At 72.4% G+C, this 24,153-nt stretch carries 24 protein-coding genes; 9 read left to right on the forward strand and 15 right to left on the reverse strand.

The annotated features are described in order from the left end of the window. Positions 1-3 precede the first annotated feature (3 nt). Both ACQSSQ_RS18865 and ACQSSQ_RS18870 read right to left on the reverse strand, forming a co-directional pair. A complete protein-coding gene (locus tag ACQSSQ_RS18865) occupies positions 4-627 on the reverse strand; it encodes a response regulator (RefSeq protein ID WP_431328905.1) in 624 nt (207 codons plus the stop codon). Beyond that, positions 627-1,862 carry a sensor histidine kinase gene (locus ACQSSQ_RS18870; protein WP_431328665.1) on the reverse strand — a complete coding sequence of 412 codons (1,236 nt, stop codon included), beginning with the start codon at positions 1,860-1,862 and terminating at the stop codon, positions 627-629. The genes ACQSSQ_RS18865 and ACQSSQ_RS18870 overlap by 1 nt, the downstream gene beginning before the upstream one ends. 174 nt (positions 1,863-2,036) lie before the next feature. Between ACQSSQ_RS18870 and ACQSSQ_RS18875 the strand changes: the two genes are divergently transcribed. Together ACQSSQ_RS18875 and ACQSSQ_RS18880 are read left to right on the forward strand one after the other, a co-directional pair. Next, complete coding sequence (locus ACQSSQ_RS18875) at positions 2,037-3,071, forward strand: ABC transporter permease (protein WP_431328666.1); 1,035 nt, start codon at positions 2,037-2,039, stop codon at positions 3,069-3,071. Next, on the forward strand, positions 3,068-3,748 hold the full coding sequence (locus ACQSSQ_RS18880; RefSeq protein ID WP_431328667.1) for an ABC transporter ATP-binding protein: 681 nt from the start codon (positions 3,068-3,070) through the stop codon (positions 3,746-3,748). The genes ACQSSQ_RS18875 and ACQSSQ_RS18880 overlap by 4 nt, the downstream gene beginning before the upstream one ends. Before the next feature lie 42 nt (positions 3,749-3,790). Here the strand turns inward: ACQSSQ_RS18880 and ACQSSQ_RS18885 are convergent, their stop codons facing one another. The 3 genes from ACQSSQ_RS18885 to rpsO form a co-directional block, all read right to left on the reverse strand. Continuing rightward, the gene (locus ACQSSQ_RS18885; protein WP_431328668.1) at positions 3,791-5,116 is read right to left on the reverse strand and encodes a M16 family metallopeptidase; all 1,326 of its coding nucleotides are present in this window, start codon (positions 5,114-5,116) and stop codon (positions 3,791-3,793) included. Continuing rightward, positions 5,113-7,353, reverse strand: a complete 2,241-nt coding sequence (locus ACQSSQ_RS18890) for a polyribonucleotide nucleotidyltransferase (protein ID WP_431328669.1) — start codon at positions 7,351-7,353, stop codon at positions 5,113-5,115. The genes ACQSSQ_RS18885 and ACQSSQ_RS18890 overlap by 4 nt, the downstream gene beginning before the upstream one ends. A 344-nt stretch (positions 7,354-7,697) precedes the next feature. Continuing rightward, a complete protein-coding gene (rpsO, locus tag ACQSSQ_RS18895) occupies positions 7,698-7,961 on the reverse strand; it encodes a 30S ribosomal protein S15 (protein WP_431328906.1) in 264 nt (87 codons plus the stop codon). Positions 7,962-8,164: 203 nt separating this feature from the next. On the opposite strand from rpsO, the gene ACQSSQ_RS18900 reads away from it, so the two are divergent. Both ACQSSQ_RS18900 and ACQSSQ_RS18905 read left to right on the forward strand, forming a co-directional pair. Next, positions 8,165-8,368, forward strand: a complete 204-nt coding sequence (locus tag ACQSSQ_RS18900) for a hypothetical protein (RefSeq protein WP_431328670.1) — start codon at positions 8,165-8,167, stop codon at positions 8,366-8,368. Between the two features lie 115 nt (positions 8,369-8,483). Further along, positions 8,484-10,088: a multicopper oxidase family protein gene (locus ACQSSQ_RS18905; protein ID WP_431328671.1), complete on the forward strand. Its 1,605-nt coding sequence runs from the start codon at positions 8,484-8,486 to the stop codon at positions 10,086-10,088. A gap of 14 nt (positions 10,089-10,102) precedes the next feature. On the opposite strand, the gene ACQSSQ_RS18910 is transcribed toward ACQSSQ_RS18905, so the two are convergent. Beyond that, positions 10,103-11,056, reverse strand: coding sequence for a bifunctional riboflavin kinase/FAD synthetase (locus ACQSSQ_RS18910; RefSeq protein WP_431328672.1), 954 nt, complete (start codon positions 11,054-11,056; stop codon positions 10,103-10,105). Between the two features lie 112 nt (positions 11,057-11,168). Between ACQSSQ_RS18910 and ACQSSQ_RS18915 the strand changes: the two genes are divergently transcribed. From ACQSSQ_RS18915 to ACQSSQ_RS18925, 3 genes are all read left to right on the forward strand, one after another. Beyond that, positions 11,169-11,513, forward strand: a complete 345-nt coding sequence (locus ACQSSQ_RS18915) for a hypothetical protein (RefSeq protein ID WP_431328673.1) — start codon at positions 11,169-11,171, stop codon at positions 11,511-11,513. Between the two features lie 125 nt (positions 11,514-11,638). After that, a complete protein-coding gene (locus tag ACQSSQ_RS18920; protein ID WP_431328674.1) occupies positions 11,639-12,946 on the forward strand; it encodes a sensor histidine kinase in 1,308 nt (435 codons plus the stop codon). Next, positions 12,943-13,608, forward strand: a complete 666-nt coding sequence (locus tag ACQSSQ_RS18925) for a response regulator transcription factor (RefSeq protein WP_431328675.1) — start codon at positions 12,943-12,945, stop codon at positions 13,606-13,608. Before ACQSSQ_RS18920 ends, ACQSSQ_RS18925 begins: the two co-directional genes overlap by 4 nt. A 7-nt stretch (positions 13,609-13,615) precedes the next feature. Here the strand turns inward: ACQSSQ_RS18925 and ACQSSQ_RS18930 are convergent, their stop codons facing one another. The 9 genes from ACQSSQ_RS18930 to rimP all read right to left on the reverse strand — a co-directional run bounded on the left by ACQSSQ_RS18930 (position 13,616) and on the right by rimP (position 22,994). Then, positions 13,616-14,503: a serine/threonine-protein kinase gene (locus ACQSSQ_RS18930; RefSeq protein ID WP_431328676.1), complete on the reverse strand. Its 888-nt coding sequence runs from the start codon at positions 14,501-14,503 to the stop codon at positions 13,616-13,618. Between the two features lie 113 nt (positions 14,504-14,616). Beyond that, on the reverse strand, positions 14,617-15,069 hold the full coding sequence (locus ACQSSQ_RS18935; protein WP_431328677.1) for a hypothetical protein: 453 nt from the start codon (positions 15,067-15,069) through the stop codon (positions 14,617-14,619). A gap of 297 nt (positions 15,070-15,366) precedes the next feature. After that, entirely contained in the window at positions 15,367-16,602 is a 1,236-nt protein-coding gene (locus ACQSSQ_RS18940) for a phospholipase D-like domain-containing protein (protein ID WP_431328678.1), read from the reverse strand. A 19-nt stretch (positions 16,603-16,621) separates the two neighbouring features. Next, positions 16,622-17,512 carry a tRNA pseudouridine(55) synthase TruB gene (truB, locus tag ACQSSQ_RS18945; protein WP_431328679.1) on the reverse strand — a complete coding sequence of 297 codons (891 nt, stop codon included), beginning with the start codon at positions 17,510-17,512 and terminating at the stop codon, positions 16,622-16,624. Beyond that, positions 17,509-17,991 carry a 30S ribosome-binding factor RbfA gene (gene rbfA, locus ACQSSQ_RS18950; RefSeq protein ID WP_431328680.1) on the reverse strand — a complete coding sequence of 161 codons (483 nt, stop codon included), beginning with the start codon at positions 17,989-17,991 and terminating at the stop codon, positions 17,509-17,511. The genes truB and rbfA overlap by 4 nt, the downstream gene beginning before the upstream one ends. Before the next feature lie 81 nt (positions 17,992-18,072). After that, positions 18,073-20,991 carry a translation initiation factor IF-2 gene (gene infB / locus ACQSSQ_RS18955; protein ID WP_431328681.1) on the reverse strand — a complete coding sequence of 973 codons (2,919 nt, stop codon included), beginning with the start codon at positions 20,989-20,991 and terminating at the stop codon, positions 18,073-18,075. 109 nt (positions 20,992-21,100) lie between these two features. Next, positions 21,101-21,469, reverse strand: coding sequence for a YlxR family protein (locus ACQSSQ_RS18960; RefSeq protein ID WP_431328682.1), 369 nt, complete (start codon positions 21,467-21,469; stop codon positions 21,101-21,103). Positions 21,470-21,537: 68 nt separating this feature from the next. Continuing rightward, positions 21,538-22,536, reverse strand: a complete 999-nt coding sequence (gene nusA / locus ACQSSQ_RS18965; RefSeq protein ID WP_431328683.1) for a transcription termination factor NusA — start codon at positions 22,534-22,536, stop codon at positions 21,538-21,540. Further along, positions 22,536-22,994 (reverse strand): ribosome maturation factor RimP, encoded by a 459-nt coding sequence (gene rimP, locus ACQSSQ_RS18970; protein ID WP_431328684.1) that lies wholly within the window; start codon positions 22,992-22,994, stop codon positions 22,536-22,538. The genes nusA and rimP overlap by 1 nt, the downstream gene beginning before the upstream one ends. A gap of 142 nt (positions 22,995-23,136) precedes the next feature. Between rimP and ACQSSQ_RS18975 the strand changes: the two genes are divergently transcribed. Continuing rightward, a complete protein-coding gene (locus ACQSSQ_RS18975; protein ID WP_431328685.1) occupies positions 23,137-23,694 on the forward strand; it encodes a hypothetical protein in 558 nt (185 codons plus the stop codon). After that, entirely contained in the window at positions 23,691-24,137 is a 447-nt protein-coding gene (locus ACQSSQ_RS18980; RefSeq protein ID WP_431328686.1) for a ferritin-like domain-containing protein, read from the forward strand. Before ACQSSQ_RS18975 ends, ACQSSQ_RS18980 begins: the two co-directional genes overlap by 4 nt. Positions 24,138-24,153 lie beyond the last annotated feature (16 nt).

Raw genomic sequence — 24,153 nt, forward strand, 5'->3', positions numbered from 1 at the left:
AGGTCAGCGCAGCAAGCCCGCGTCGCGGGCCGCCGCGACGGCCGCGGTGCGGCTGTCGACGCCGAGCTTGCCGAAGACGTGGACGAGGTGGGACTTCACCGTCGCCTCGCTGATGAACAGCGCTCGGGCGACCTCGCGGTTCGACAACCCGTCGGCCACCTTCGCGAGCACCTCGAGCTCGCGGGCTGAGAGCTCCACGGTCGGGTTCTTGAGCCGGTCGACGAGCCGCTGCTGCACGACCGGCGCGAGCACCGTCTCGCCGGCCGCGGCGCGCAGCACGGCGGACACGAGCTGGTCGGGCGGCGTGTCCTTGAGCAGGTAGCCGGCCGCTCCCGACTCGACGGCCCTCAGGATGTCCGCGTCCGTGTCGTACGTGGTCAGGACGAGCACGTACGGCGGGTCGGCCCGGCGTCGCAGGGCAGAGGTCGTCGCGACGCCGTCCATGCCCGCTCCGAGCCGGAGGTCCATCAGGACGACCTGCGGGCGGGTCCGGGCGACCACCTCCAGGGCCGCCTCCCCCGACGACGCCTCCCCGACGACCCGCACGGACCCGCTCGCGCCGAGCAGCGCACGCAGCCCCGCGCGCACCACCGGATGGTCGTCCACGAGCACGACGTCGACGGGGATCACCTCGCCTCCCGACCCGACGCGTGGGTGGATCCGACCGCCGGCAGCGGCAGCGTGGCGGCGACCGCCGTCCCGCGGCCCGGCGCGGACTCGACGTCCACCGACCCACCGAGCTCGGCGAGGCGCTCCTGCATCGCCCGCAGCCCGTAGCCGGACCGGGGCCCGACCGACGTCGCCCGGGGCTCGAAGCCGACCCCGTCGTCCACCACGTCGAGCCGGACCGCGTCGTCGGCGTAGGTCAACGTCACCTGCACCCGCGTGGCGCGCGCGTGCTGGCGCACGTTGGCCAGCGCCCCCTGCGCGAGTCGGAGCAGCGCCACGTCGTACGCCGTCGGCGTGGGCCGCGGGGTCCCGTCGACCGTCAGCCCGGTGGCGGGGCCCCCGGCGTCGGCGATGCGCTCGAGGAGCCGCGTCAGCGCCCCGGTGAGCGGCACGCTCCCGTCGAGGTCACGCGGCGCGAGGGCGTGGACGACCCGCCGGGCCTCGTCGAGGTTGTCCGACGCGGTCCGTTCGATGCGCCCGAGGACCTCCGTCACGTCCTCCGCTCCCGCGAGACCCGCACGCGCCAGCAGGACGATCGAGGAGAACCCCTGCGCGAGCGTGTCGTGGATGTCGCGCGCGAGTCTCGCCCGCTCGGCCTCGGCCCCGGCATCGCGCTGGGCGGCGACCAGGGCGTCCTGCGCGGCGATCAGCTCGTCGCGCGCGGCGACGAGCGCGCGCACCAGAGCACGACGTCGGGCGTCCTGCGCGACGAGCCGCTCGTAGAGCAGCCCCATCCCGACCGCGACGCCCGCACCGATGCACGGACCCAGCACCCGGGCGGCGACGTTGCCGTCGCCCTGCGCGAGCTGGGTCGCGACGACCGCGACGGTCATCAGCACGACGACGGCGACGGCCGGGATCACCGGCAGCACGTGGAGGCAGATGAAGAAGAGCGCGAAGGCCACCCACGCGAACTCGGCCGACCACAGCACGAGCAGCAGCCAGCCGACGACGAGACCCGCGAGCCACACCCGCGCACGCCAGGTGTCCGGCTGGCGGCGCACCATCGCGAACCCGCTCGCGTACCAGGCGCCGAGCAGCACCGCCCCGACCACGGCCACCACATCACCGGTCCGGACGGCGCCGATCGCGAGGAGCGCGGCGAACAGCACGTGCTGGCCGAGCTGCATGGTGCGCAGCACGGCGGTGTCGTCGGTGCCGTCTCGCCGGACGGCGTCGTCCACGTCGGTCATGGTCACCGCCACGGTAGCCGTCGAGCGCCCCGAACCCCCGGGATCCGGGACCCGATCCAACCTTCGATGGAGGCGGCACCCGTCCGCACGTGCGGCCCGGGATCGTGCCCGCGGACGATGTCCCGCCCCGGTCTGCCGGACAGGCTTGAAGCACCACCGATCGAAGGAGTGACCGTGTTCCTCGCCCTCCGCGAGCTGCGCAGCGCCCGAGGGCGTTTCACGCTGATGGCGGGTGTCATCGCCCTGCTGAGCCTGCTGGTCGTGATCCTCTCCGGACTGACGGCGGGGCTCGCCGCCCAGAGCGTCGGCGCGCTCGACCGCCTCCCGGCCGACCACGTCGCCCTCGCCACCGACGGAGCGGGCGAGGCCTCCTTCGCGACGAGCGCCGTCACCGCGGACGACGTCGCCCGCCTCGCCCGTACGCCAGGCGTTGACGACGCCGCCGCGTGGGGCGTGACCACCGACCGCGTCGGCGTCGACTCCGTGTCCGTCCTCGGCGCCGAGCCCGGGAGCTCCATCGCCCCCGACGCGCTCGCCCCGGGGACGATGGTGGCCGACCGTTCGCTCGGTCTGGAGGTCGGCGAGACCGTCAGCCTCGGTGCCACCACCCTGCGCGTCACGGCGACCGTCGACGGCGACTTCCTGAACCACCTGCCCGCGGTGTGGGTCCCGCTCGACGTCTGGCAGTCGCTCCCCGGCAGCGGCGGGAAGGACGCCACGGCCGTCGCCCTCACCACCGACGACGCCTTCCACGACGACGCGGTGCCGGACGGTCTCGACGTGCAGACCCGGACGGACGCGCGCGCCGCAGTCGGGTCGTACGCCGCCGAGAACGGGTCGCTCACCATGATCCGCGGTCTTCTGCTCGCGGTGAGCGCCCTCGTGGTCGGCGCCTTCTTCACCGTGTGGACGATCCAGCGCTCCCCCGACCTGGCGGTCCTCAAGGCGATCGGTGCCCGCACCGGCTACCTGGTCCGTGACGCGCTCGCACAGGCAGCGGTCGTCCTCGTCGTCGGAGCGTGCGCCGGCGCCCTGGTCGGAGGCGCCGCGGGGCTCGCGGTGTCGTCGCAGGTCCCGTTCGTCGTCGACGCCTCGACCACCCTCGTTCCCCTGCTCCTGCTCGTCGCGCTCGGGCTCGTGGGCGCCGCCGCCGCGGTGCGCCGCGTCGCCACCGTCGATCCCCTCACCGCCCTTGGAGGCTCCCGATGACCCGGCTCGCCCTCGACGACATCACGCTCACCTACCCCGACGGCGACCGTACGCTCGTCGCGCTCGACCGCGTCTCGCTCACGGTCGAGGCCGGCGAGGTCCGCGCGGTCACCGGGGCATCCGGATCGGGCAAGTCCAGCCTGCTCGCCGTCGCCGGACTCCTCCAGCGCCCCGACAGCGGGTCGGTCCTCCTGGACGGCGTGGAGCTGACGGGACGCACCCGCCGGGAGGAGACGCGGATCCGCCGTGAGCGCATCGGCTTCGTGTTCCAGCAGGCGAACCTCCTCAGCTCCCTGACCGCGCTCGAGCAGCTCCAGATGGCGGCCCGCATCACGGGCCGGCGCGGACCTGCGGTCGACGCCAGGTGCCGTGAGCTGCTGGCGGCCGTCGGCCTCGAGCGGGAGACCGCACGTCGCCCCCACCAGCTCTCGGGGGGTCAGCGCCAACGCGTTGCGATCGCCCGTGCACTGGTAAACGACCCGGCCCTGCTGCTCGTGGACGAACCGACGGCTGCCCTCGACTCCGCGCGGAGCCGGGACGTCGTCGCCCTGCTCGCGAGGATGACGCACGAGGAGCAGGTGGCGACGGTGCTGGTCACCCACGACCTGGACACGCTGGACCTCACCGACAGCCGGACCGAGCTGGCCGACGGCCGCGTCCTCGCCGCGCTCGCGTGAGAGCCGCCGGGCGGCACGGGCTGCAGGCGCCTCGGGGACGCGTCAGAGGTCGACGGCGTCGAGGGACTCGAACGGCCCGACCACGGCGAGCGAGGGGCGTCCGGCGAACATCCTCGCGACGTCGCGCGCATCGTCGAGCGTGACGTCGTCGATCCGGGCGAGCAGGTCGTCGAGGCTCGCCAGCTCCCCGTTGAGGAGGTCGGCCTTGGCGATGCGGCTCATCCGCGAGGCCGGGTCCTCGAGGCCGAGGACCACGCTGCCCTTGAGCTGGCCCTTGCCGCGCTCGAGCTCCTCCTCGGACGGGCCGCGCTCGGCGAACGTGGCGAGCTCGTCACGGACCACCTTGAGCACGTCGCCGAGCTTGCCGGGCGCGCAGCCGGCGTAAACGCCGAGCATGCCCGCGTCGGCGTAGTTCGCTCCGAAGGAGTAGACCGAGTACGCGAGACCGCGCTTCTCCCGGATCTCCTGGAACAGCCGCGACGACATGCCGCCCCCGAGGACGGCGTTGAGCACGCCGAGCGCGTGCCGGCGGTCGTCCCCACGAGACAGCCCGGGCAGCGCCGCGAGGACGTTGGCCTGCTCCGTCGGGCGCGAGACCAGGCCCCGCGCGCGACGGAAACGCACCCGGCTGCTGCCGGCCCGCGGTGGCGCAGGACGCGCGTCACCCGCGGCCGAGAGCACGGCGGCGAAGGCCTCCGCGACCTGGGCGACGACGCGGTCGTGGTCGACGTTGCCGGCCACGGAGACGACCGTCGCGGACGGCACGTAGCGGCGCCGGTAGTAGCGCAGGATCTGCGCGCGCGACAGCCCCCGGATCGTGTGGGGGTCACCGGCGACCGGACGGCCGAGCGGTGTCGTGCCCCAGGCGAGCGACGTCGCGAGGTTGTGGACGACGTCGTCGGGGTCGTCCTCGTTCATCGCGATCTCTTCGAGGATCACGTCGCGCTCGGCCTCGACGTCCTCCGCGGTGATCAGCGAGTCGGTGACCATGTCCGCGAGCACGTCGACCGCCAGCGGCAGGTCGTCGTCGAGGACGCGTGCGTGGTAGCACGTGTACTCCTTGCCGGTGAACGCGTTCATCTCTCCGCCGACCGCGTCGAGAGCGGCGGAGATCTCGAGCGCCGTGCGCTTCCTCGTGCCCTTGAAGAGCAGGTGCTCGAGGAAGTGCGAGGCACCGGACAGGGTCGGGGTCTCGTCGCGAGACCCGACCCCGACCCAGATGCCGATGGTGGCCGTCCGCACGCCCGGCATGGCCTCGGTCACCACACGCAGCCCGCCCTCGAGGACCGTGCGGCGGACGAGTCCGCCCTCGGTCAGGAGGGTGCGTGTGGTGCCCGGTGCCTGGTCCGGGTCGAGCGGGACGGTCACGAAGCGCTGTCGGCCTTGGCCTCGTCCGCGTCGGCGGCAGGAGCCTCGTCCGAGGACGACTCCTCCACGACGGGGATCAGCGACAGCTTGCCGCGGTCGTCGATCTCGGCGATCGAGACCATGACCTTCTGGCCGACCTTGACGACGTCGTCGACGTTCTCGACCCGCTTGCCGTCGTTGAGCTCACGGAGCTTGCTGATGTGCAGCAGCCCGTCCTTGCCCGGCATCAGCGAGACGAACGCACCGAAGTTCGTCGTCTTGACGACCGTGCCGAGGTAGCGCTCGCCGACCTCGGGCATCGTCGGGTTGGCGATCGCGTTGATCGCCGCCCGCGCCGCCTCCGCAGCCTCGCCCGACTCGGCCCCGACGTAGACGGTGCCGTCGTCCTCGAGCGTGATCTGGGCGCCGGTGTCGTCCTGGATCTGGTTGATGACCTTGCCCTTGGGGCCGATGACCTCGCCGATCTTGTCGACCGGGATGTGGATCGTGATGATCCGCGGCGCGTAGAGCGACATCTCGTCCGGAGCGGCGATGGCCTCGTTCATGACGTCGAGGATCGTGAACCGGGCGTCACGCGCCTGGGTCAGCGCCCCGGCCAGGACCGACGCCGGGATGCCGTCGAGCTTGGTGTCGAGCTGCAGCGCGGTCACGAACTCGCGGGTGCCGGCGACCTTGAAGTCCATGTCGCCGTACGCGTCCTCGGCGCCGAGGATGTCGGTCAGCGTCACGTACTCCGTCGAGCCGTCGACCTCGCCCGAGATCAGGCCCATCGCGATGCCGGCGACCGGGGCGCGCAGCGGCACGCCCGCGTTGAGCAGCGACATCGTCGACGCGCAGACCGAGCCCATCGAGGTCGAGCCGTTGGAGCTCAGCGCCTCCGAGACCTGACGGATCGCGTACGGGAACTCCTCGCGCGTCGGGAGCACCGGCACGAGGGCGCGCCCGGCGAGTGCACCGTGGCCGATCTCGCGGCGCTTCGGCGAGCCCACGCGGCCGGTCTCACCGGTCGAGTACGGCGGGAAGTTGTAGTTGTGGAGGTAGCGACGGCTGCGCTCGGGCGAGAGCGTGTCGAGCTTCTGCTCCATCGTCAGCATGTTGAGCGTGGTGACGCCCAGGATCTGGGTCTCCCCGCGCTCGAACAGCGCCGAGCCGTGGACGCGCGGGATCGTGCCGACCTCGGCGTGCAGGGTCCGGATGTCGGCCAGGCCGCGCCCGTCGATGCGGACCTTGTCGGTCAGCACGCGCTGGCGGACGAGCTTCTTGGTGACCGCGCGGACGGCCGCGCCGATCTCCTTCTCGCGGCCCTCGAACTGCTCGCCCAGCTTGTCGAGCACGTCGGCCTTGATCGCGTCGAGGCGCTCCTCGCGCTCGGCCTTGCCGGCGATCGTGAGCGCCTGACGCAGGTCGTCGGAGGCAGCGGCCTCGACGGCGTCGTACGCGTCGTCCTGGTAGTCGAGGAAGACCGGGAAGTCCTGCACCGGCTTCGCAGCCGACGCCGCCAGCGCGGCCTGGGCCTCGCACAGCGTGCGGATGAACGGCTTCGCGGCCTCGAGACCCTCGGCGACGATCTCCTCGGTCGGAGCCGTGGCGCCGCCGCGGACGAGGTCCCAGGTGGCCTCGGTGGACTCGGCCTCGACCATCATGATCGCGACGTCGTCCCCGGCGATCCGGCCCGCGACGACCATGTCGAACACGGCGTTCTCGAGCTCGGAGTGCTTCGGGAAGGCGACCCACTGGCCGTCGATGAGCGCGACGCGCACACCACCGATCGGGCCCGAGAACGGCAGACCCGAGATCTGGGTCGAGGCCGACGCGGCGTTGATCGCGAGGACGTCGTAGGCGACGTCGGGGTTGAGGGCGAGGACCGTGATGACGACCTGGACCTCGTTGCGCAGGCCCTTCTTGAACGAGGGGCGCAGCGGGCGGTCGATCAGGCGGCAGGTGAGGATCGCGTCCTCGCTCGGCCGGCCCTCGCGGCGGAAGAACGAGCCGGGGATGCGGCCCGCGGCGTACATCCGCTCCTCGACGTCGACCGTCAGCGGGAAGAAGTCGAAGTGGTCCTTGGGGTGCTTGCCGGCCGTCGTGGCCGACAGGAGCATGGTGTCATCGTCGAGGAAGGCGGTGACGGAGCCGGCGGCCTGGCGGGCCAGCACACCGGTCTCGAAGCGGATCTCCCGCTTGCCGAAGCGACCGTTGTCGATCACGGCAGTCGTGGAGTGGATCTCGGGTCCCGTCATGGGTACCCCTTTCTCACGCGCGTCCGGCGCGTGCATCTCGCGGAGCAGTCACGCGAGCGGGTGTGCACACCGTCTGGGTGCGCCATCGGCCCCGGTGGGCGCCGGTCTTCGATCGAGGCCCGCGAAGTGCTGCGTACGAGGTGTCGTACGGCGCCATCCGCGGACCACTACCGAGGACCGAGCGTCGTCCCGTGCGCTGCTCCGTCTGCTTGCGGTGGTGCGATGTGGAGTTGTGGGTCAAACGCTGTCGCGAGATGCCCTCGGGCTCAGTCTGCCCGAGCCCTGGCACCTGCTGCATGCGACGAGCGGCCCGTCCGTGGCGGAGGGGCCGCTCGTCGCAAGGGTCACCGTCGCAGACCGAGGCGCTCGATGAGGCTGCGGTAGCGGGTGATGTCGTTCTTCTGGAGGTAGTTCAGGAGGCGACGGCGCTGGCCGACCATGAGCAGCAGGCCGCGCCGGCTGTGGTGGTCGTGCTTGTGCGTCTTGAGGTGCTCCGTCAGGTGCGCGATGCGCGCCGTCAGGAGGGCCACCTGGACCTCCGGAGACCCGGTGTCGCCATCGGTCGTCGCGAACTCCGCGATGATGTCCTTGCGGTCGACGTCCTTGATCTCGGCAGGGGTGTACGTCTTGGTCGCGCTCACGCGGTCTCCTTCTGGTCGTTGCACGGCGCGCCGGGGCATGTTCACCCGGGCACTCTGGATCCGTGGCCGTTCTGACGGCAACGTTCAGGGTATCAGCGGGCGCACCGCTTCCCCAATCCGGCAGCGTCGGGCACCATCGAAGGGGTACCCCGATCACGGAGGTGGCTTGCATGTCCGAGTTCGAGACCGAGTACGACACCGAGGCGCCGCTGGACGTGGACCGCCCGGAGGAGCGCCTGACACCCGATCCCGACGTCGAGCCCGTGCCGCGGGTGGACGTCGACGAGGTCGATCCCGACACGGAGGCGGCGGAGGCCGACCTGGTCGACCAGGCGTGGGAGGTCGCGCTGGACGACGACTTCGACCGCGGCTGAGTCCGCCGCGCCGCGTCAGCCAGGCTGCGCCGGCGGGTCGGGGACCACCCGGAACGGTCCCTGACTTCGCCGCGCAGCCCTTGGAACACCGGCTCCGTCCCCTGACGCTGGGGGCGTGACCTTCTCGCCCCACCCCGCGCCGTACGCCGCGCCGGCCCGTCCGCGCCGCCGCCGGACGCTCGTGCTGGTCCTCGCGACCGTCTTCGCTCTCGTCGTGCTTGCGGTCGGCGGATTCGCCACGTGGATCGCGGTCAGCTTCGTGAACGCCCGCGTCGACACCGTCGGCAAGATCGCCTTCGACCGCCCGCTCGCGATCCCGCCGTTGGCCCCGTCCCGCGTCGAGGCCGACGGGACGCGCGTCTTCTCGCTGCGCATGCAGGAGGGCGAGGCAGACCTCGGCGGCCCCCAGCCGACACCGACGTGGGGGTTCGACGGCGCCTACCTCGGCCCGACGCTGCGGGCGACGCGGGGCGAGAAGGTGCGGGTCGAGGTCACGAACACTCTCGCCGAGGCGAGCACCGTGCACTGGCACGGCATGCACCTCCCGCCAGAGATGGACGGCGGGCCCCACCAGCCGATCGCGCCGGGAGACACGTGGTCGCCGCACTGGACGATCGACCAGCCCGCCGCGACCCTCTGGTACCACCCGCACCCGCACGGCGCGACTGCCGCGCACGTACGCCGGGGGCTGGCGGGGATGGTCGTGCTGGACGACGCCGTGGGCGCGGGCTCCGCCGACGACGCTGGTGCCCTCCCCCGGAGGTACGGCGTCGACGACGTGCCCGTGATCGTCCAGGACGTGCGGTTCGAGGACGACGGCCGCATCAAGGAGGGCGGGTCGCTCCTCAGCTCCGTCGGGCTGCTCGGCGACCGGGTCCTCGTCAACGGGACACCCGGGCCGTACCACGAGGTGACAGCGCAGCGGACCCGCTACCGGCTGCTCAACGCCTCCAGCGCCCGGACCTACACGTTCGCGTTCTCCGACCGGCGGGCGTTCGCGCTCGTCGGCACCGACGGCGGGCTCGTCGAGAGGCCGGTCGCGCTGGACGAGATCGTGCTGACGCCGGGAGAGCGGGCGGAGATCGTCGTCACGATGGAGCCCGGCGAGCGTACGGTCCTGCGCAGCGACCCGCTGCCCGAACGCCTCGGCGACCGCAACCGCTTCGCCGGGGACGCCGACAGCCTGGACGTCCTCGAGCTGCGCGCGGCGGACCGGCTGACGCCGTCGCCCCCGCTCCCCCAGCGGCTGGCTCCGGCCCCGGACGTCGATCCCGACGACGCCGTCCGGACACGGACGTTCCGCGTGAGCGGGAACGACATCAACGGCCGCGCGATGGACATGACCCGGATCGACGCCCAGGTGGAGTCGGGGAGCACCGAGATCTGGGAGGTGTCCTCCGGCGACGGCGGCACCCACAACTTCCACGTCCACGACGTCCAGTTCCGGGTGCTCGAGGTCGGGGAGCAGACGCCGCCTGAGGACCAGCGGGGCTGGAAGGACACGGTCGCCGTGCGTGCGGGGGCTCCGGTCCGCCTTGCCGTCCGGTTCGACCTCCCCGTCGGAGCGGGCACCGCGGACGACGTGCCGTACATGTTCCACTGCCACCTGCTGCGTCACGAGGACGCCGGCGCGATGGGGCAGTTCGTGGTGGTCGGTCCCGGTGAGGGCAGCGACGAGGACGCCCCGCCGCGCGCTCCCGCGTCGACGCACCACCACTGAGGGCGGCCCCCGGGTCAGCGGGGCGCGAGGGCGTCGCGCACCTCGGCGACGTCGTGGTGCATCCGCTGGATCAGCGCCTGCATCCCGTCGAAGCGCACCTGACCGCGGATGCGGTCCACGAACGACACCTCGACCTCCACGCCGTACAGCTCGAGGTCGTCGCGGTCCAGCACGTACGACTCGACCCGGCGCTGGACCCCGTCGAACGTCGGGTTGGAGCCGACGCTGATCGCCGCCGGCAGGACGTCACCGGTGTCCTCGCGGCGCAGCCATCCGGCGTAGACCCCGTCGGCCGGCACCGCGAACCCCACAGGCGGCAGCACGTTGGCGGTCGGGAAGCCCATCTCTCGCCCACGCTTGTCGCCCTCCACGACCACGCCGCGCATGCTGTGGGGGCGTTGGAGGACGCGCGCCGCCTCCTTGACGTCGCCGTCCGCCAGCAGGCGGCGGACGTACGTCGACGAGTAGACGACGTCGGCGGCGCCGTCGAGCGCGACCCCCTCGGCCACGAACCCGTGCTCGGGAGCGGTCGCGACGAGCGTCGAGACGTCGCCGGCGGCCTTGCTCCCGTAGGTGAAGTTGGCGCCGACGACCACGCCCGCGGCCCGCAGCTCGCCGACGAGGATGCGCTCGACGAACGCGTCCGGGGACCACGACGCCATCTCCGCGCTGAAGGCGAGCACGCGGACCTCGTCGGCCCCGGCCGAACGGAGCAGCTCGATCCGCTGCTCCACGGTGGTCAGCATCAGCGGAGCGCGGTCAGGGGCGAAGACGGCTGTCGGGTGAGGGTCGAAGGTGACCGCCACCACGGGGGTGCGGGACGCCCCGATCTCCGCCGCCACGTTGCGCGCCCGGGCCAGCACACGGCGGTGGCCGGCGTGGACTCCGTCGAACACGCCGATGGTCGCCACACTGGGTGCGTCGCGCGGGTCCACCTGCGCGCCGTCGATCGCTCGCCACACGTTCACAGGGCAACTGTGCCACGGACGCGGACCGGGCTCGCGCCCGTCCCCCCGCGGCATGAGAGTTCTCTCATCGCCGTTTCATGTTCCTGCGATGCTGCGTGATGATGCTGTCACCATGACGCTCTCGACGAAGATCGCGCTCGCCCTCCTCGGCGTGCTGGTCGCCGTCGTCGGGGGGACGGCGGCCTTCGCCGCGCTCGGCTCGGCCACTCCGGCCCCCGACGAGACGCAGCCCGTCCGCATCTCCCCCGCGGCGACGCCGACCACGGTGCCGTCCTCCGGCGCCACGCCGCCGACTCCCGCTCCGACGCCGACCCGGCCGACGGACGACGACGATGACGACGACGACTTCGAGCAGCAGCGCCCGACCCCGCGCGACGTCGACGACGACTCCGACGACGGCTCCGACGACGACGGTGGGGACGACGACGGCGACGACCACGGCAGGGACGACGACTGAGCGCGCGCACCGCCTTCTCCGTCCGGCAGCGCATCACCGCCACCGTCGCGCTGCTGACCGGCGTCGCCCTGCTGTCGGCGGGTCTGGCGGCGTACTTCGTCGAGCTCCGGCGCGTGGACGCCCACGTGCGCGAGCAGATCACGCAGGAGCTGCGGGAGTTCCAGACGCTGCAGGAGCGTGGCGTCGACCCGGCGACCAACGCTCCTTTCGCCGACCCCGACCGTCTGCTCGAGACGTTCATGACCCGCAACCAGCCGAACGCCCACGAGCGGATCATCACGTTCTCGAGCAACGGCGACCGTCGCTTCCTCGGGCGACGCGACTCCTCGCTGTTCTCCTCCGCCGCGTTCGCCCGCGAGGTGGAGCGCCTGCGGGTGGACGGGGGCAGCACCGTCGTGGAGACCAGCAGCGGCCGGCACGTGATCGCCGTACGCCCGGTGGTCGGTGGCGCCGACGGGAAGGAGGCGGCGTTCGTCGTCGCCTGGAACGTCACCGCGCAGCGCGCGGAGATCCGCAGCATGCTCCTGACCTTCGCCGCCGTGGCCATCGGCTCCTGGCTGGTCATCACGCTCATCGCGTGGCTCATCGCCGGGCGCCTGCTGCGCCCCGTCCGTACGCTGCGGACCGCCACCGAGCGGATCGCCGACGGCGGCGACCTCAGCCGGCGCGTCCCCGTCACCGGCAGCGACGACCTCACCGCCCTGACGATCACCGTCAACGAGATGCTCGGGCGGCTCGACGAGGCCTTCGCGTCGCAGCGCCAGCTGCTCGACGACGCCGGGCACGAGCTGCGTACCCCGCTCACCGTCCTGCGCGGCCACCTCGAGCTCCTCGACGTCGACGACCCCGCCGACGTCGCGGCGACGCGGGCGCTGCTGCTCGACGAGACCGACCGCATGAGCCTGCTCGTCGACGACCTCCTCGTCCTCGCGAAGGCGCGACGGCCCGACTTCGTCCGCCCGGAGCCGGTGGACGCCGGCGCGCTCGTGACCGGCATCCTCGAGAAGTGCCGGGCGCTCGGCTCACGGAGCTGGGTCCTCGACGTCGCCCCAGCGGACGGCACGCGCGCCTTCGTCGACCCGCACCGGACGACCCAGGCCGTCCTCCAGCTGGCCGAGAACGCCGTCCGCCACACCGACGAGGACGGCACCATCGCCGTCGGCGCGACCGTCGACAGCCGTGGGACGACCCTCTGGGTGCGCGACGACGGGCCCGGGGTGCTCCCCGAGGACCGCGCGGTGGTGTTCGAGCGCTTCAAGCGCGGCACCGCACCGCGCGGCGAAGGCTTCGGTCTGGGGCTCTCGATCGTCGCCGCGATCGCCGACGCCCACGGCGGGACCCTCGAGCTCGACCCGTACCACCCCGGTCAGGGAGCCACGTTCCGGCTCCACCTGCCCCCCGCCGACGACGAAGGAGATCGAGGTCCCCGATGAGCAGCATCCTGGTGGTCGAGGACGAGGACCGGATCGCGTCCTTCGTCGCGAAGGGCCTTCGCGCGGACGGCTACACCGTGACCGTCGTCGCGGACGGCGTCTCGGGGATGGACTACGCGCTGACCGGGGACTTCGACCTCGTCGTCCTCGACATCGGGCTGCCGCTCGTCGACGGCTTCACGATCCTCGACCGGCTCGCCGCCGAGCGGCCGTCGCTGCCGGTGATCGTGCTGACGGCGCGTGACTCGGTGACCGACACCGTCGCCGCGCTCGAGGGCGGCGCGGCGGACTACATGAGCAAGCCGTTCCGCTTCGACGAGCTCCTCGCACGCATCCGCCTGCGGCTGCGTGCCGCGCCTGCGAGCGGACCGACCGACGACGTCCTTGAGCGCGACGGCGTCCGGCTCGACCTGCGACGCAGGACGGTCACGGTCGGCGACCGCGAGGTCGAGCTGTCGTCGCGGGAGTTCCGGCTCGCCGAGGTCTTCTTGCGCAACCCTGGCCACGCCCTGTCCCGGGAGCAGCTGCTCTCGCAGGTCTGGGGGTACGACTTCGACCCGGGTTCGAACGTCGTCGACGTCTATGTCGGCTACCTGCGCAAGAAGCTCGGGGCGGACACGATCGCGACCGTCCGCGGGGTCGGCTACCGCTTCGGCGCGTGACGCGGACTCACGCGGTCGCGGAGATCTTGAACCCCGACAGCCGCGCCTTCGGCATGGCCTCCATCAGTGGCTCGATCATCCGGGCGACCTCCGCCGGCTCGGGACGGTCGTCCGGGTTCGGCGCCATGCACCGGTAGACGAGCTCGGCCACCTCGACCGGCACGAAGTAGGGCATGGGCCGCGGCCGGCTCACGAGCTGCGGGTAGCGCACCTCGAGCGGGTCCGACGCGTCGCCGACCTCGTACGGCGTGTAGCCGCATGTCGCGAGGTACAGCGTCGCGCCCAGACCCCACACGTCGCTGGCGGGTCCCACGACGCCGTAGCCCTGCGGGTCGGCCTGCTCCGGAGCGAGGTAGTCGTCGGTGCCGACGACGTAGGTCAGCGCGCGGGCGTCGTCGGTACGCCGGGCGATGCTCAGGTCGATCAGCTTCGCCGGGGAACCCATGATGACGTTGCTCGGCTTCACGTCGAGGTGCACGACGTCGCGGACCCGGAGGTAGTGCAGTGCCGAGGCGAGCTCGAGCCCGAGCGGCAGGAGCTGCTGGACGGGCAGCACGCCGTGCTTGCGGACGAGCGACGACAGCCGCGGTCCGTCGATGTTCTCGAGGATGAGGTACGGGCGGGGCCCGTCGAGGTCCAGGCCGAACTTGCGGACGACCGCGGGGTGGGCGAGCTCGTCGAGCATCTGCGCCTCCCGCGCGAGGCCACGAAGGGTGACCTCGTCGTCGACCTGGTCCGGCCGGACCACCTTGACGACCACCGGCGAGTGCAGCACCTCGTCGAAGCAGAGATAGGCCTCGTACGCGTTGCCGCCGCCGAGGAGGCGCATGGCGACGAGGTCGTCGGCGAGGGAGTCACCGCGGGCGAGCTCCCAGGAGGCGAGTGGTTCGGTCATGAGGTCCCTCTTCGGCTGGTGGTGAGGTGGTGAGGTGGTGGCCTGGGCGGCGTACCGGTTGCGGCGCGGAGGCGGGGAGGGCCGGGCGCGCGTGCGCCCGGCCCCTGGACTCGTCAGCCCCGACGCCAGCGGGTGTCGTTCTTGCTGCGGTCGTCGGTCCGGTTGGCGGTGCGGTCCCGCGTACGGTCCCCGCCGTCACGTGTCCAGTCGCGCGTCTTGTCGGCGCGGCTGATGTCGCGGTCGCGGCTCACCTTGGTCTTGCGGCTGTTCGTGCGGTCCCGGCTGCGGCCGGAGTTGCGGCTGTGCTGGGTGCCCCGGCTGATCTTCGACCGGGTCGCGCCGGTGCGGGTGTTGGTGTTCGTGTTGTCGGCCTTGCGCGCGCCCGCGTCGTCATCGTCGTCGTCGGCGACCAGCACCACGGCGTCGTCGCCGTCGATCCGCTTGGTGACGGCAGGCTGCGGCTCGGCGCTGGCGGTCGACATCGACGACGCGCCCCACGCGACGCCGCCCAGGGCGACCGTCGCGCCCAGGGCCGCGACCCCGGTCCGGATGATCCTGCTGCTCATGGTGTTCCCCTCTGATCTGGGCCGGCGACGCCGGCTCTGCGTGGTTCCTGACACCACTGACGATCGAGGGACGCGGTGAGACCTGTGTGAGTCGCGCGTGAGAGCGCTCTCATCGAGCGTTCACCGCGCGTTCACCCGCGCCGAGGGGGGTACGGTCCCACCCCACCGCCACAAACGCGCCGTGCGCCCCGCGCGGTGAGCACGGTCCCACCCCACCGCCCCGCGATCGGACCACACTCACCGCCGACCCCGTCTGCGCCCCGGACGTGGACCCGCGGCCGTCGCCGCGCGCGGTCCCTACAGCAGCGGGCGCAGCGGCACGAGCACGGCCTCGCTGAACCGAGCCATGGTGCGCCGGCTCGACCACTCCTCGAGGGTGAGCTCGCGGGTCGCCGAGCTGTCGTTCTCGAAGATGCGATCCATCATCGCGGCCACCCCCTCGTCGATGACCTCGGCGTTGACCTCGTAGTTGCCGGTGAGGCTGAGCCGGTCGATGTTGGCGGTGCCGATCGTCGACCAGCGTCCGTCGACCGTGGCGGTCTTCGCGTGGACCATCGCGCCCTGGAAGAGCAGGATCTTGACCCCGCCGCGCAGCAGCTGCGAGTAGAACCCGCGCGACAACCAGTCGCACAGGACGTGGTTGGAGACCTCGGGGACGATCACGCGGACGTCGACGCCTCGCCCGGCGGCCCTCAGGAGCGCGGCCAGGATGTCGCGGTCCGGAATGAAGTAGGCCTGGGTGATCCACACCCTGATGCTGGCCCGGTCGATCGCGTCGAGGTACATGTTGCGGATCGGGAACGACAGGTGGATCGGGGCGTTGCGGTGCGCCCGGAACCGTGGCTCCCACTCGATGTCGCCGGTGTCCAGCAGCTGCGGCTGGTCAGCCCTGCGGTGGGCGTTCCAGAAGTCGACGAAGGCGTTGTTGAGCTCCCACGTCAGCGGTCCCTCGACCCGCAGGTGGGTGTCGCGCCACTTCGTCGCGTAGTCCGACCCGATGTTGTAGCCGCCCACGAAGCCCACCTTGCGGTCGACCACGAGGATCTTGCGGTGGTCGCGACCGGTCTTGCGGATCCGCAGCACGAAGATCCACGGCGTGAACCACGGGTGGCGCATCACGTGCACCGACGGCGGGAACCTCTTGAAGGAGCGCCTCACGACGAGGTTGGCGAACACGTCGTAGATGACGTGGACCTTGACGCCCCGCTCGGCTGCCGCGATCAGCTCGCGCTTGAACTCCTCGCCGAGCGCGTCGCCCTTCCAGATGTAGGACTCGAGGTGGATCTCGCGCTGCGCTCCCCTGATCTCGGCGAGCATCGCGCCGAAGAGGTCGCGCCCGTAGGTGTAGAGCGTGACGGTCGAGTCACCGAGCTTCTCCGAGATCGGTGGCAGGCGCGGGAAGGTCACCTCCTCGGTCACGTCGACCCGGTGCTTGCGCCGCGCATCGACGGCCATCAGCACGGCCGTCACCACGACGATCAGGGCGAACCAGATCACCACCACCCACAGCGCGATCTGGAACAGCGTCGACATGGGCACCAGCGTAGGGGTGTCAGCCGACGAACACCGCGACCGACCGCGCGTCAGACCCGCGCTGCTCGTACAGCGCGAGGAAGGTCCCGTCCGGGTCGAACACCGCGACGGGTCCGGGGCTCGGGAGGTCGTACGACGCCAGCGCGCGTCCGTGCCGGACGAGGCGGGCCGCCTCGGGGTCGAGGTCGACCGACGGGAACGCCGACCGTGCGGCGTCCTCGAGCGAGACCACGACGAGCTCCTCGGCCAGCTGGTCCAGCGTCCGCGCGACGTCGAGGGTGAACCCTCCGACGCGGGTACGGCGCAGCGCCGTGAGGTGGCCCCCGACGCCCAGCGCGGCGCCGAGGTCGCGCGCCAGCGCACGGACGTACGTCCCGCTCGAGCACGTCACGTGCGCGTCGACGTCGACCGTGCCGTCGGGGCCCGCGCGCAGGTCGGTCAGCTCGAACCGCGCGACGGTGACACGGCGCGCCGCGAGAGCGACGTCCTCTCCCGCGCGGACCCGCGCGTACGCCCGCCGACCGTCGACCTTGATCGCCGACACCGCCGACGGCACCTGGTCGATCTCGCCCACGAGCGGGCGGGCCGCGGCGCGGACGGTCTCCAGGTCGAGCCCGGAGGCGTCTGCTGTCTCCACCACGTCGCCCTCGGCGTCGTCGGTCACCGTCGTCGCGCCGAGCCGTATCGTCGCGTCGTAGTCCTTGTCGTGGCCTGCGACGTGCCCGAGCAGGCGCGTCGCCCGCCCGACACCGAGGACGAGCACGCCGGTCGCCATCGGGTCGAGCGTGCCGGCGTGCCCCACCTTGCGGGTGCCCGCGAGCCGGCGGATCCGACCCACCACGTCGTGCGAGGTCCAGCCCGCCGGCTTGTCGACGACGACGATCCCCGTCGGTGGCTGGGGTGTGCTCACGCCTCGGGATCGCGGTCGAGCCGCGGGGGCTGGTCCTCCAGCGCGACCTCGTCCTCGAGGTCCTCGGACTTCACCTTGTACGGGTCCGGGTCGCCGGCGTACTCCGCACCGGCGGCCTTCTCCGCGACCCGGGCGTCACGCTCGCGCGCACGCGTGAGCAGGTCCTCGATCTGACGTGCGTTCTCCGGAACGGCATCGCGCACGAACTCCAGCGACGGCGTGTGGCGCATGCCGAGCTGCTTGCCGACCTCGGAACGGATGAGTCCCTTGGCGCTCTCCAGCGCCGCCGCAGTGCCCTCGAGCTCCTCGGCGTCGCCCATCACCGTGTAGAAGACGGTCGCGTGCTGCGTGTCGCCGGTGACCCGGACGTCGGTGACCGTGACGAAGCCGATCCGCGGATCCTTGATCCGCCGGTCGAGCATCTCCGCCACGACGACCTTGATCCGGTCGGCGACCTTGTTGACGCGCATGCTTCCCATCAGTCACTCCCTCTCGAACGAGCGGTGGGTGCCGCACGCGTACGCGCGGCACCCACCTCACTCAGCCATGACCGTTCGGTCTCAGCCCCGTGGAATCTCTCGCATCTCGAACGTCTCGATGATGTCGCCGATCTTGATGTCGTTGAACCCCTTGAGCGTCATGCCGCACTCGAAGCCCTCGCGGACCTCGGTGACGTCATCGCGCTCGCGGCGCAGGCTCGAGATGTCGAGGTTGTCCGCGACGACAGCGCCGTCACGCAGCAGCCGCGCCTTGGAGTTCCTGCGGATCGAGCCGGAGGTGACCATGCAGCCGGCGATGTTGCCGATCTTGGACGAGCGGAAGATCTCGCGGATCTCCGCACGGCCGAGCTGGGCCTCCTCGAACTCCGGCTTGAGCATGCCCTTGAGCGCCGCCTCGATCTCGTCGATCGCCTGGTAGATGACCGAGTAGTAGCGGATCTCGACACCCTCGCGGTCGGCGACCTCGGTCGCCTTGCCCTGCGGACGGACGTTGAAGCCGATGATGACGGCGTTCGACGCGGCCGCGAGCATCACGTTGGTCTCGGTGATCGCACCGACACCGCGGTCGATGACCCGCAGCGCGACGTCGTCGCCGACGTCGATCTTGCTCAGCGCGTCCTCGAGGGCCTCGACCGAGCCGGATCCGTCACCCTTGAGGATGAGGAGCAGCTCGTCGGTCTCGCCCTTCTCCATGTGCTGCATGAAGTCCTCGAGCGTCCGGCGGCCGGCACGCTGCGCGAGAGCGGCGTTGCGCTCGCGCGCCTCGCGCTTCTCGGCGATCTGCCGGGCCATCCGGTCGTCGGAGACCACCATGAAGTTGTCACCGGCGCCGGGCACGGCCGTGAGGCCGAGCACGAGGACAGGACGGGACGGGTCGGCCTGCTCGACGTTGTCACCGTGCTCGTCGAGCATGGCGCGGACGCGGCCGTGGGCCGGGCCGGCGACCATCGAGTCGCCGACCTTGAGCGTGCCGCGCTGGACGAGCACCGTGGCCACCGGACCACGACCGCGGTCGAGGTGCGCCTCGATCGCGATGCCCTCCGCAGCCTGGTGCGGGTTGGCGCGCAGGTCGAGCGACGCGTCGGCGGTCAGCACGATGGACTCGAGCAGCCCGTCGATGTTGAGCTGCGACTTCGCGGAGACGTCGACGAACATCGTGTCGCCGCCGTACTCCTCCGGCACGAGGCCGTACTCGGTGAGCTGGCCGCGGACCTTGGTCGGGTCCGAGTCGGGCTTGTCGATCTTGTTGACCGCGACGACGATCGGCACGCCGGCCGCCTTCGCGTGGTTCAGCGCCTCGACCGTCTGCGGCATCACGCCGTCGTCGGCCGCGACCACCAGCACCGCGATGTCGGTCGCCTGGGCACCGCGGGCACGCATGGCGGTGAACGCCTCGTGACCCGGGGTGTCGATGAAGGTGATGCGACGCTCGGCGCCGTCGACCTCCGTGGCCACCTGGTAGGCACCGATGTGCTGGGTGATGCCGCCGGCCTCCTTGTCGACCACGTTGGCCGAGCGGATGGCGTCGAGCAGCTTGGTCTTGCCGTGGTCGACGTGACCCATGACGGTGACCACCGGCGGACGCGGGGCGAGGTCGGCCTCGTCACCCTCGTCGTTGCCGAACTCGATCTGGAACGACTCGAGCAGCTCGCGGTCCTCGTCCTCGGGCGAGACGACCTGGACGTCGTAGTTGAGCTCCTCGCCCAGGATCTGCAGGACCTCGTCGTTGACCGACTGGGTCGCGGTGACCATCTCGCCCAGGGCGAACAGCACCTGCACGAGCGACGCCGCGTCGACGCCGATCTTCTCGGCGAAGTCGGTCAGCGACGCACCGCGCGGCAGCCGGATCGTCTGGCCCTCGCCCTTGCGGACGCGGACACCGCCGACCGCGGGCGCCTGCATCTGGTCGAATTCCTGACGCTTCGCGCGCTTGCTCTTGCGTCCGCGGCGCGCCGGGCCGCCGGGGCGACCGAACGCTCCCTGCGTGCCGCCACGACCACCGCGACCGGGACCGGGACGGCCACCGCCACCGGCGAAGCCGCCGGGACGCGGACCGCCACCGCCGGCACCGCCGCCGGCACCGGGACGACCGCCGCCGCCACCGGGGCGACCGGCGCCCGCCGGGGCACCACCGCGGCCGCGACCACCGGCACCGCGTGCGGGGCCGCCGATCGAGCTCTGCTTGGGCATCATCGCCGGGTTGGGGCGCGGCATGCCCGGACGCGGTGCCGGGGCACCGTCGCGCGAGGCCGGCGGGCGCGGCGGCATGCCAGGACGGGGACCGCCCTCGCGCTGACCGTCACGCGGGGCGCCCTCGCGGGTGCCGCCGCCGTCGCCACGACCCGGGCGCTGCATGCCCTGGGTCGACGAGAACGGGTTGTTGCCGGGACGCGGACCACCCGGGCGGCCAGCGCCGCCGGCGCTGCCACCGGGACGCGGACCCGGACGGCCGGGCGCGCCAGGACGCGGCGCGGGCGCACCGGGGCGCGGGGCCTCGGAGCGTGCGGCCGGGGCCTCGGGACGCGGCGCCGGGCGAGGTGCCGGACGCGGGCCGCTGGGCTTCGGTGCGGCCGGGGCCGCGGGAGCCGCCGGCTCCGCGGGCGCAGCCACGGGTGCCTCGGGGGCTGCAGGCGCAGCCGCCGGGGGTGCCTCGGCCGCGGGGGCCTCGGCCTTCTTGCGGGGACCCGGCGTCGGCGCACCAGGCGTCGGCGCGGGCTTCGTCGCGGGCTCGGCCGCCGCAGGCGCGCCGGACTCGGCCACGGGCGCCGGCTTGGCCGGCGCGGGCCTCTTGGAGGTCTTCTTCGCGCCCTTGGCGCGGAAGTCGTCGCCGTACTTCTCGGTCAGTCGCCGGATCACCGGCGGCTCGACGGTCGAAGAGGCAGAACGGACGTACTCGCCCATGTCGTTCAGAGCCGACAGGACTTCCTTGCTGGTGACTCCGAACTCCTTGGCGAGTTCATGGACTCGGACCTTTGCCACTGCTCTCCTTCAGGGGCGGTCCGAGCCCGCAGGCGCAGACCGCTAGTTGATGTGCATGCTCATCGAACGGAACTCATCGAGTGCTCATGAGCGCGTGCTCCACTTCTGTCTATGCGCCACCTGTCGGCGGCGCCGGCTGCGTCTTTCTGGTCGATTCTCGGACGTACGCGTCCAGCGGCCCGGTGTCCAGCGGTCCCTCCACCCGGAGGGCCCGTGCGAACGCCTTGCGCTGGGTCGCGCGGTCGAGGCACGCGACGTCGAGGTGCAGGTGCGCCCCGCGTCCCGGTGCCGAACCGCGGAGGTCTGGCGTGACGAGGGTGCTCGTCTCACCGTGGACCGCCACGACCCGAACCAGATCGGATCTGTCGACTCGAGCTCGGCACCCGATGCAGGTACGGACAGGCCGCACACGTACCGGGATGTCCGACGACACGCCTTGCGCCGCGCCACCGGACGGAGTCGAGTGATTCACCGTCATTCAGTCTAGCGGGTCGGCCATGGGACTGTCGCGCACCCCGTGGTGCACGGACGATCGTCGACCGTGGATCAGGCGCTCGCGCCGCCCTCCGGAACCTCGGTGTCCGGCCGGATGTCGATCCGCCAGCCGGTCAGCCGCGCGGCGAGCCGGGCGTTCTGGCCCTCCTTGCCGATCGCGAGGGACAGCTGGAAGTCGGGGACGACGACCCTCGCGGCCTTCGCGTCGGCGTCGACGACCGTGACCGACGTCACCTGCGCCGGCGAGAGCGCGTGCGCGATGTACTCGGTGGGCTCCTCGGAGAAGTCGACGATGTCGATCTTCTCGCCGTGCAGCTCCGACATCACGTTGCGGACGCGCTGGCCCATCGGACCGATCGACGCGCCCTTGGCGTTGACGCCCTGAACGGTCGAACGCACCGCGATCTTGGTCCGGTGCCCCGCCTCGCGCGCGATGCCCGCGATCTCGACGGTGCCGTCGGCGATCTCGGGGACCTCGAGGGCGAAGAGCTTCTTCACGAGGGTCGGGTGCGTGCGCGAGACCTGGACCTGCGGGCCGCGCGGTCCCCGCCGCACGCTCGTGACGAGCGCCTTGATGCGGTCGCCGTGGTCGTACGACTCCCCCGGCACCCTTTCGGCGACCGGGAGGAGGGCCTCGACGCGCCCGAGGTCGACGAGTACGTCGCCGGGCTCGCGTCCCTGCTGGACCACGCCGGAGACGACGTCGCCCTCGCGTGCCGAGAACTCGCCGAACCGCTGCTCGTCCTCCGCGTCGCGCAGCCGCTGCAGGATGATCTGCTTCGCCGTGGTGGCCGCGATCCGGCCGAAGTCGCTCGGGGTGTCCTCGAACTCCTCGGTGAGCGTGAAGCCCGTCTCGCCCTCGACCCGGTCCCGCGCCCACACGACCACGTGGCCGGACTTGCGGTCGAGCTCGACGCGGGCGTTGCTGCGGGCACCCGGCGTCCGGTGGTACGCGACGAGGAGCGCCTGCTCGATGGCCGTCACCACGACGTCCAGCGGCAGGTCCTTCTCGTGCTCCAGCGTGCGGAGCACCGCCATGTCGATGTCCATCAGACGTCCTTCCGATTGAGCTCGGGCTCGATCTTGGCCTTCTTCACGTCCGCGTACGCGACGTCTCGATCCCCAGTCTCGGTGCGGACGACCGCTCCCGCATCGTCGGCGGAGACGATGCGGCCGGTGAGCTGGGCGCCTTCGACCGGCGTGACCTTCACCAGGCGGCCGACGTTGCGGGCCCAGTGACGGGGCAGGGTCAGCGGGCGGCTGGTGCCGCGCGAGGTGACCTCGAGCGTGTACGGGCTGGGACCGAGCGGGTCTGTCGAGTCCAGTGCTGCGGAGATCGCGCGGGTGACCTCGGCCAGATCGTCGAGCGTCAGCCCACCCTCGGCGTCGAGCACGACGCGCAGCACGCGTCCTCCGGTGAGCTCGACGGCATCGAGGTCCATGCCGTGGGAAGTGGCGATCTCGTCCAGCAGCTCCTGGAGGCTGTCGGGGACCGGTGTCGTAGCCAAGGCACGCCTCCGTCTTCTGTTGTGCCGCGAGGGTCGTCCTCACGGGTGCCGCTGCATCGATCTGAGCCAAGTCTAGGCGGTCCCGACGCGTGCGCACCGCCGGGCGACCCGGTGCGCGCCCCCGCTCCGGTAGGTTCGCCCCGTGAGTCTCGGATCGTCGCCGCCGCGCCCTGGGGTCGGACGCCGCCCGCTGCTGGTGGGCGCCGGCCTCGCCGCCCTCGCGTCGGCGACGGGCTGCTCCTGGCTGGACCGGACACCCGAGACGCCGGCACCGGAGGTGCACCCGGACCGGGCGCTGCTCACGGCCGCCCGCGAGGACGAGTCCACCCTGCTCGCCGCGGTGCAGCAGACGGCGCAGACGCACGCAGGTCTCGCGGCGACCCTCGCTCCCGTCACCGCCCGCACGCAGGAGCGCCTGGCCGCGCTCGACCGTGCGCTCGGCGCCGAGGCCGGGGGCGCCCCCACCGCGAGCTCCGAGGACACCACGTCCCGCGCCACCGCTCCCCCGACCCCTGCCGTCCCCGCGCGTCCCGCCGCGGCCCTGAACGCCCTCGCGACGCAGAGCCGTACGGCGCAGCAGGCACGCGCCGCCGACTGCGTGCGCGCGACCGACCAGGGCGTCGCGCGCCTGCTCGCCTCGGTCGCCGCCGGCGACGGGCAGGACGTCCTCGTCCTCCGCTCAGCGAGGAGCGCGCTGTGAAGACGCACGACGAGGATCCCGACGCGGTCGAGACCGATCCGACCGACGCGCTCCAGAACGCCCTCGCCGGCGAGCACGCGGCGGTCTACGCCTACGGCCTCGTCGCCGGCCGGCTCGACGCCCAGACCCCCGTCCAGCGCCAGGCGGCCACCGCGTTCACCCTGCACCGCAAGCGCCGCGACGACCTCATCGCCTGGCTCGTGAAGGACGAGCAGGCGCCGGTCGACGCCGAGCCCGCGTACACGACCGGACCGGTGAACACCGCCGCCGACGCGCGCCGCGTCGCCCAGCAGGTCGAGTCCGGACTCGTCCGCAGCTGGCTGGCTGTCGTCGGACCGACCGAGGGCGAGCGACGGGCGTACGCGTGCGACGCCGTGAGCGAGTCCGCTTCGGCGCTTCTCGCCTGGGGCGGCGACCCCACGGCGCTTCCCGGCACGGAGTGACGCCGGCCCGGGGACG

The organism is Mumia spirodelae, assembly GCF_050632745.1.
GTDB lineage: Bacteria > Actinomycetota > Actinomycetes > Propionibacteriales > Nocardioidaceae > Mumia.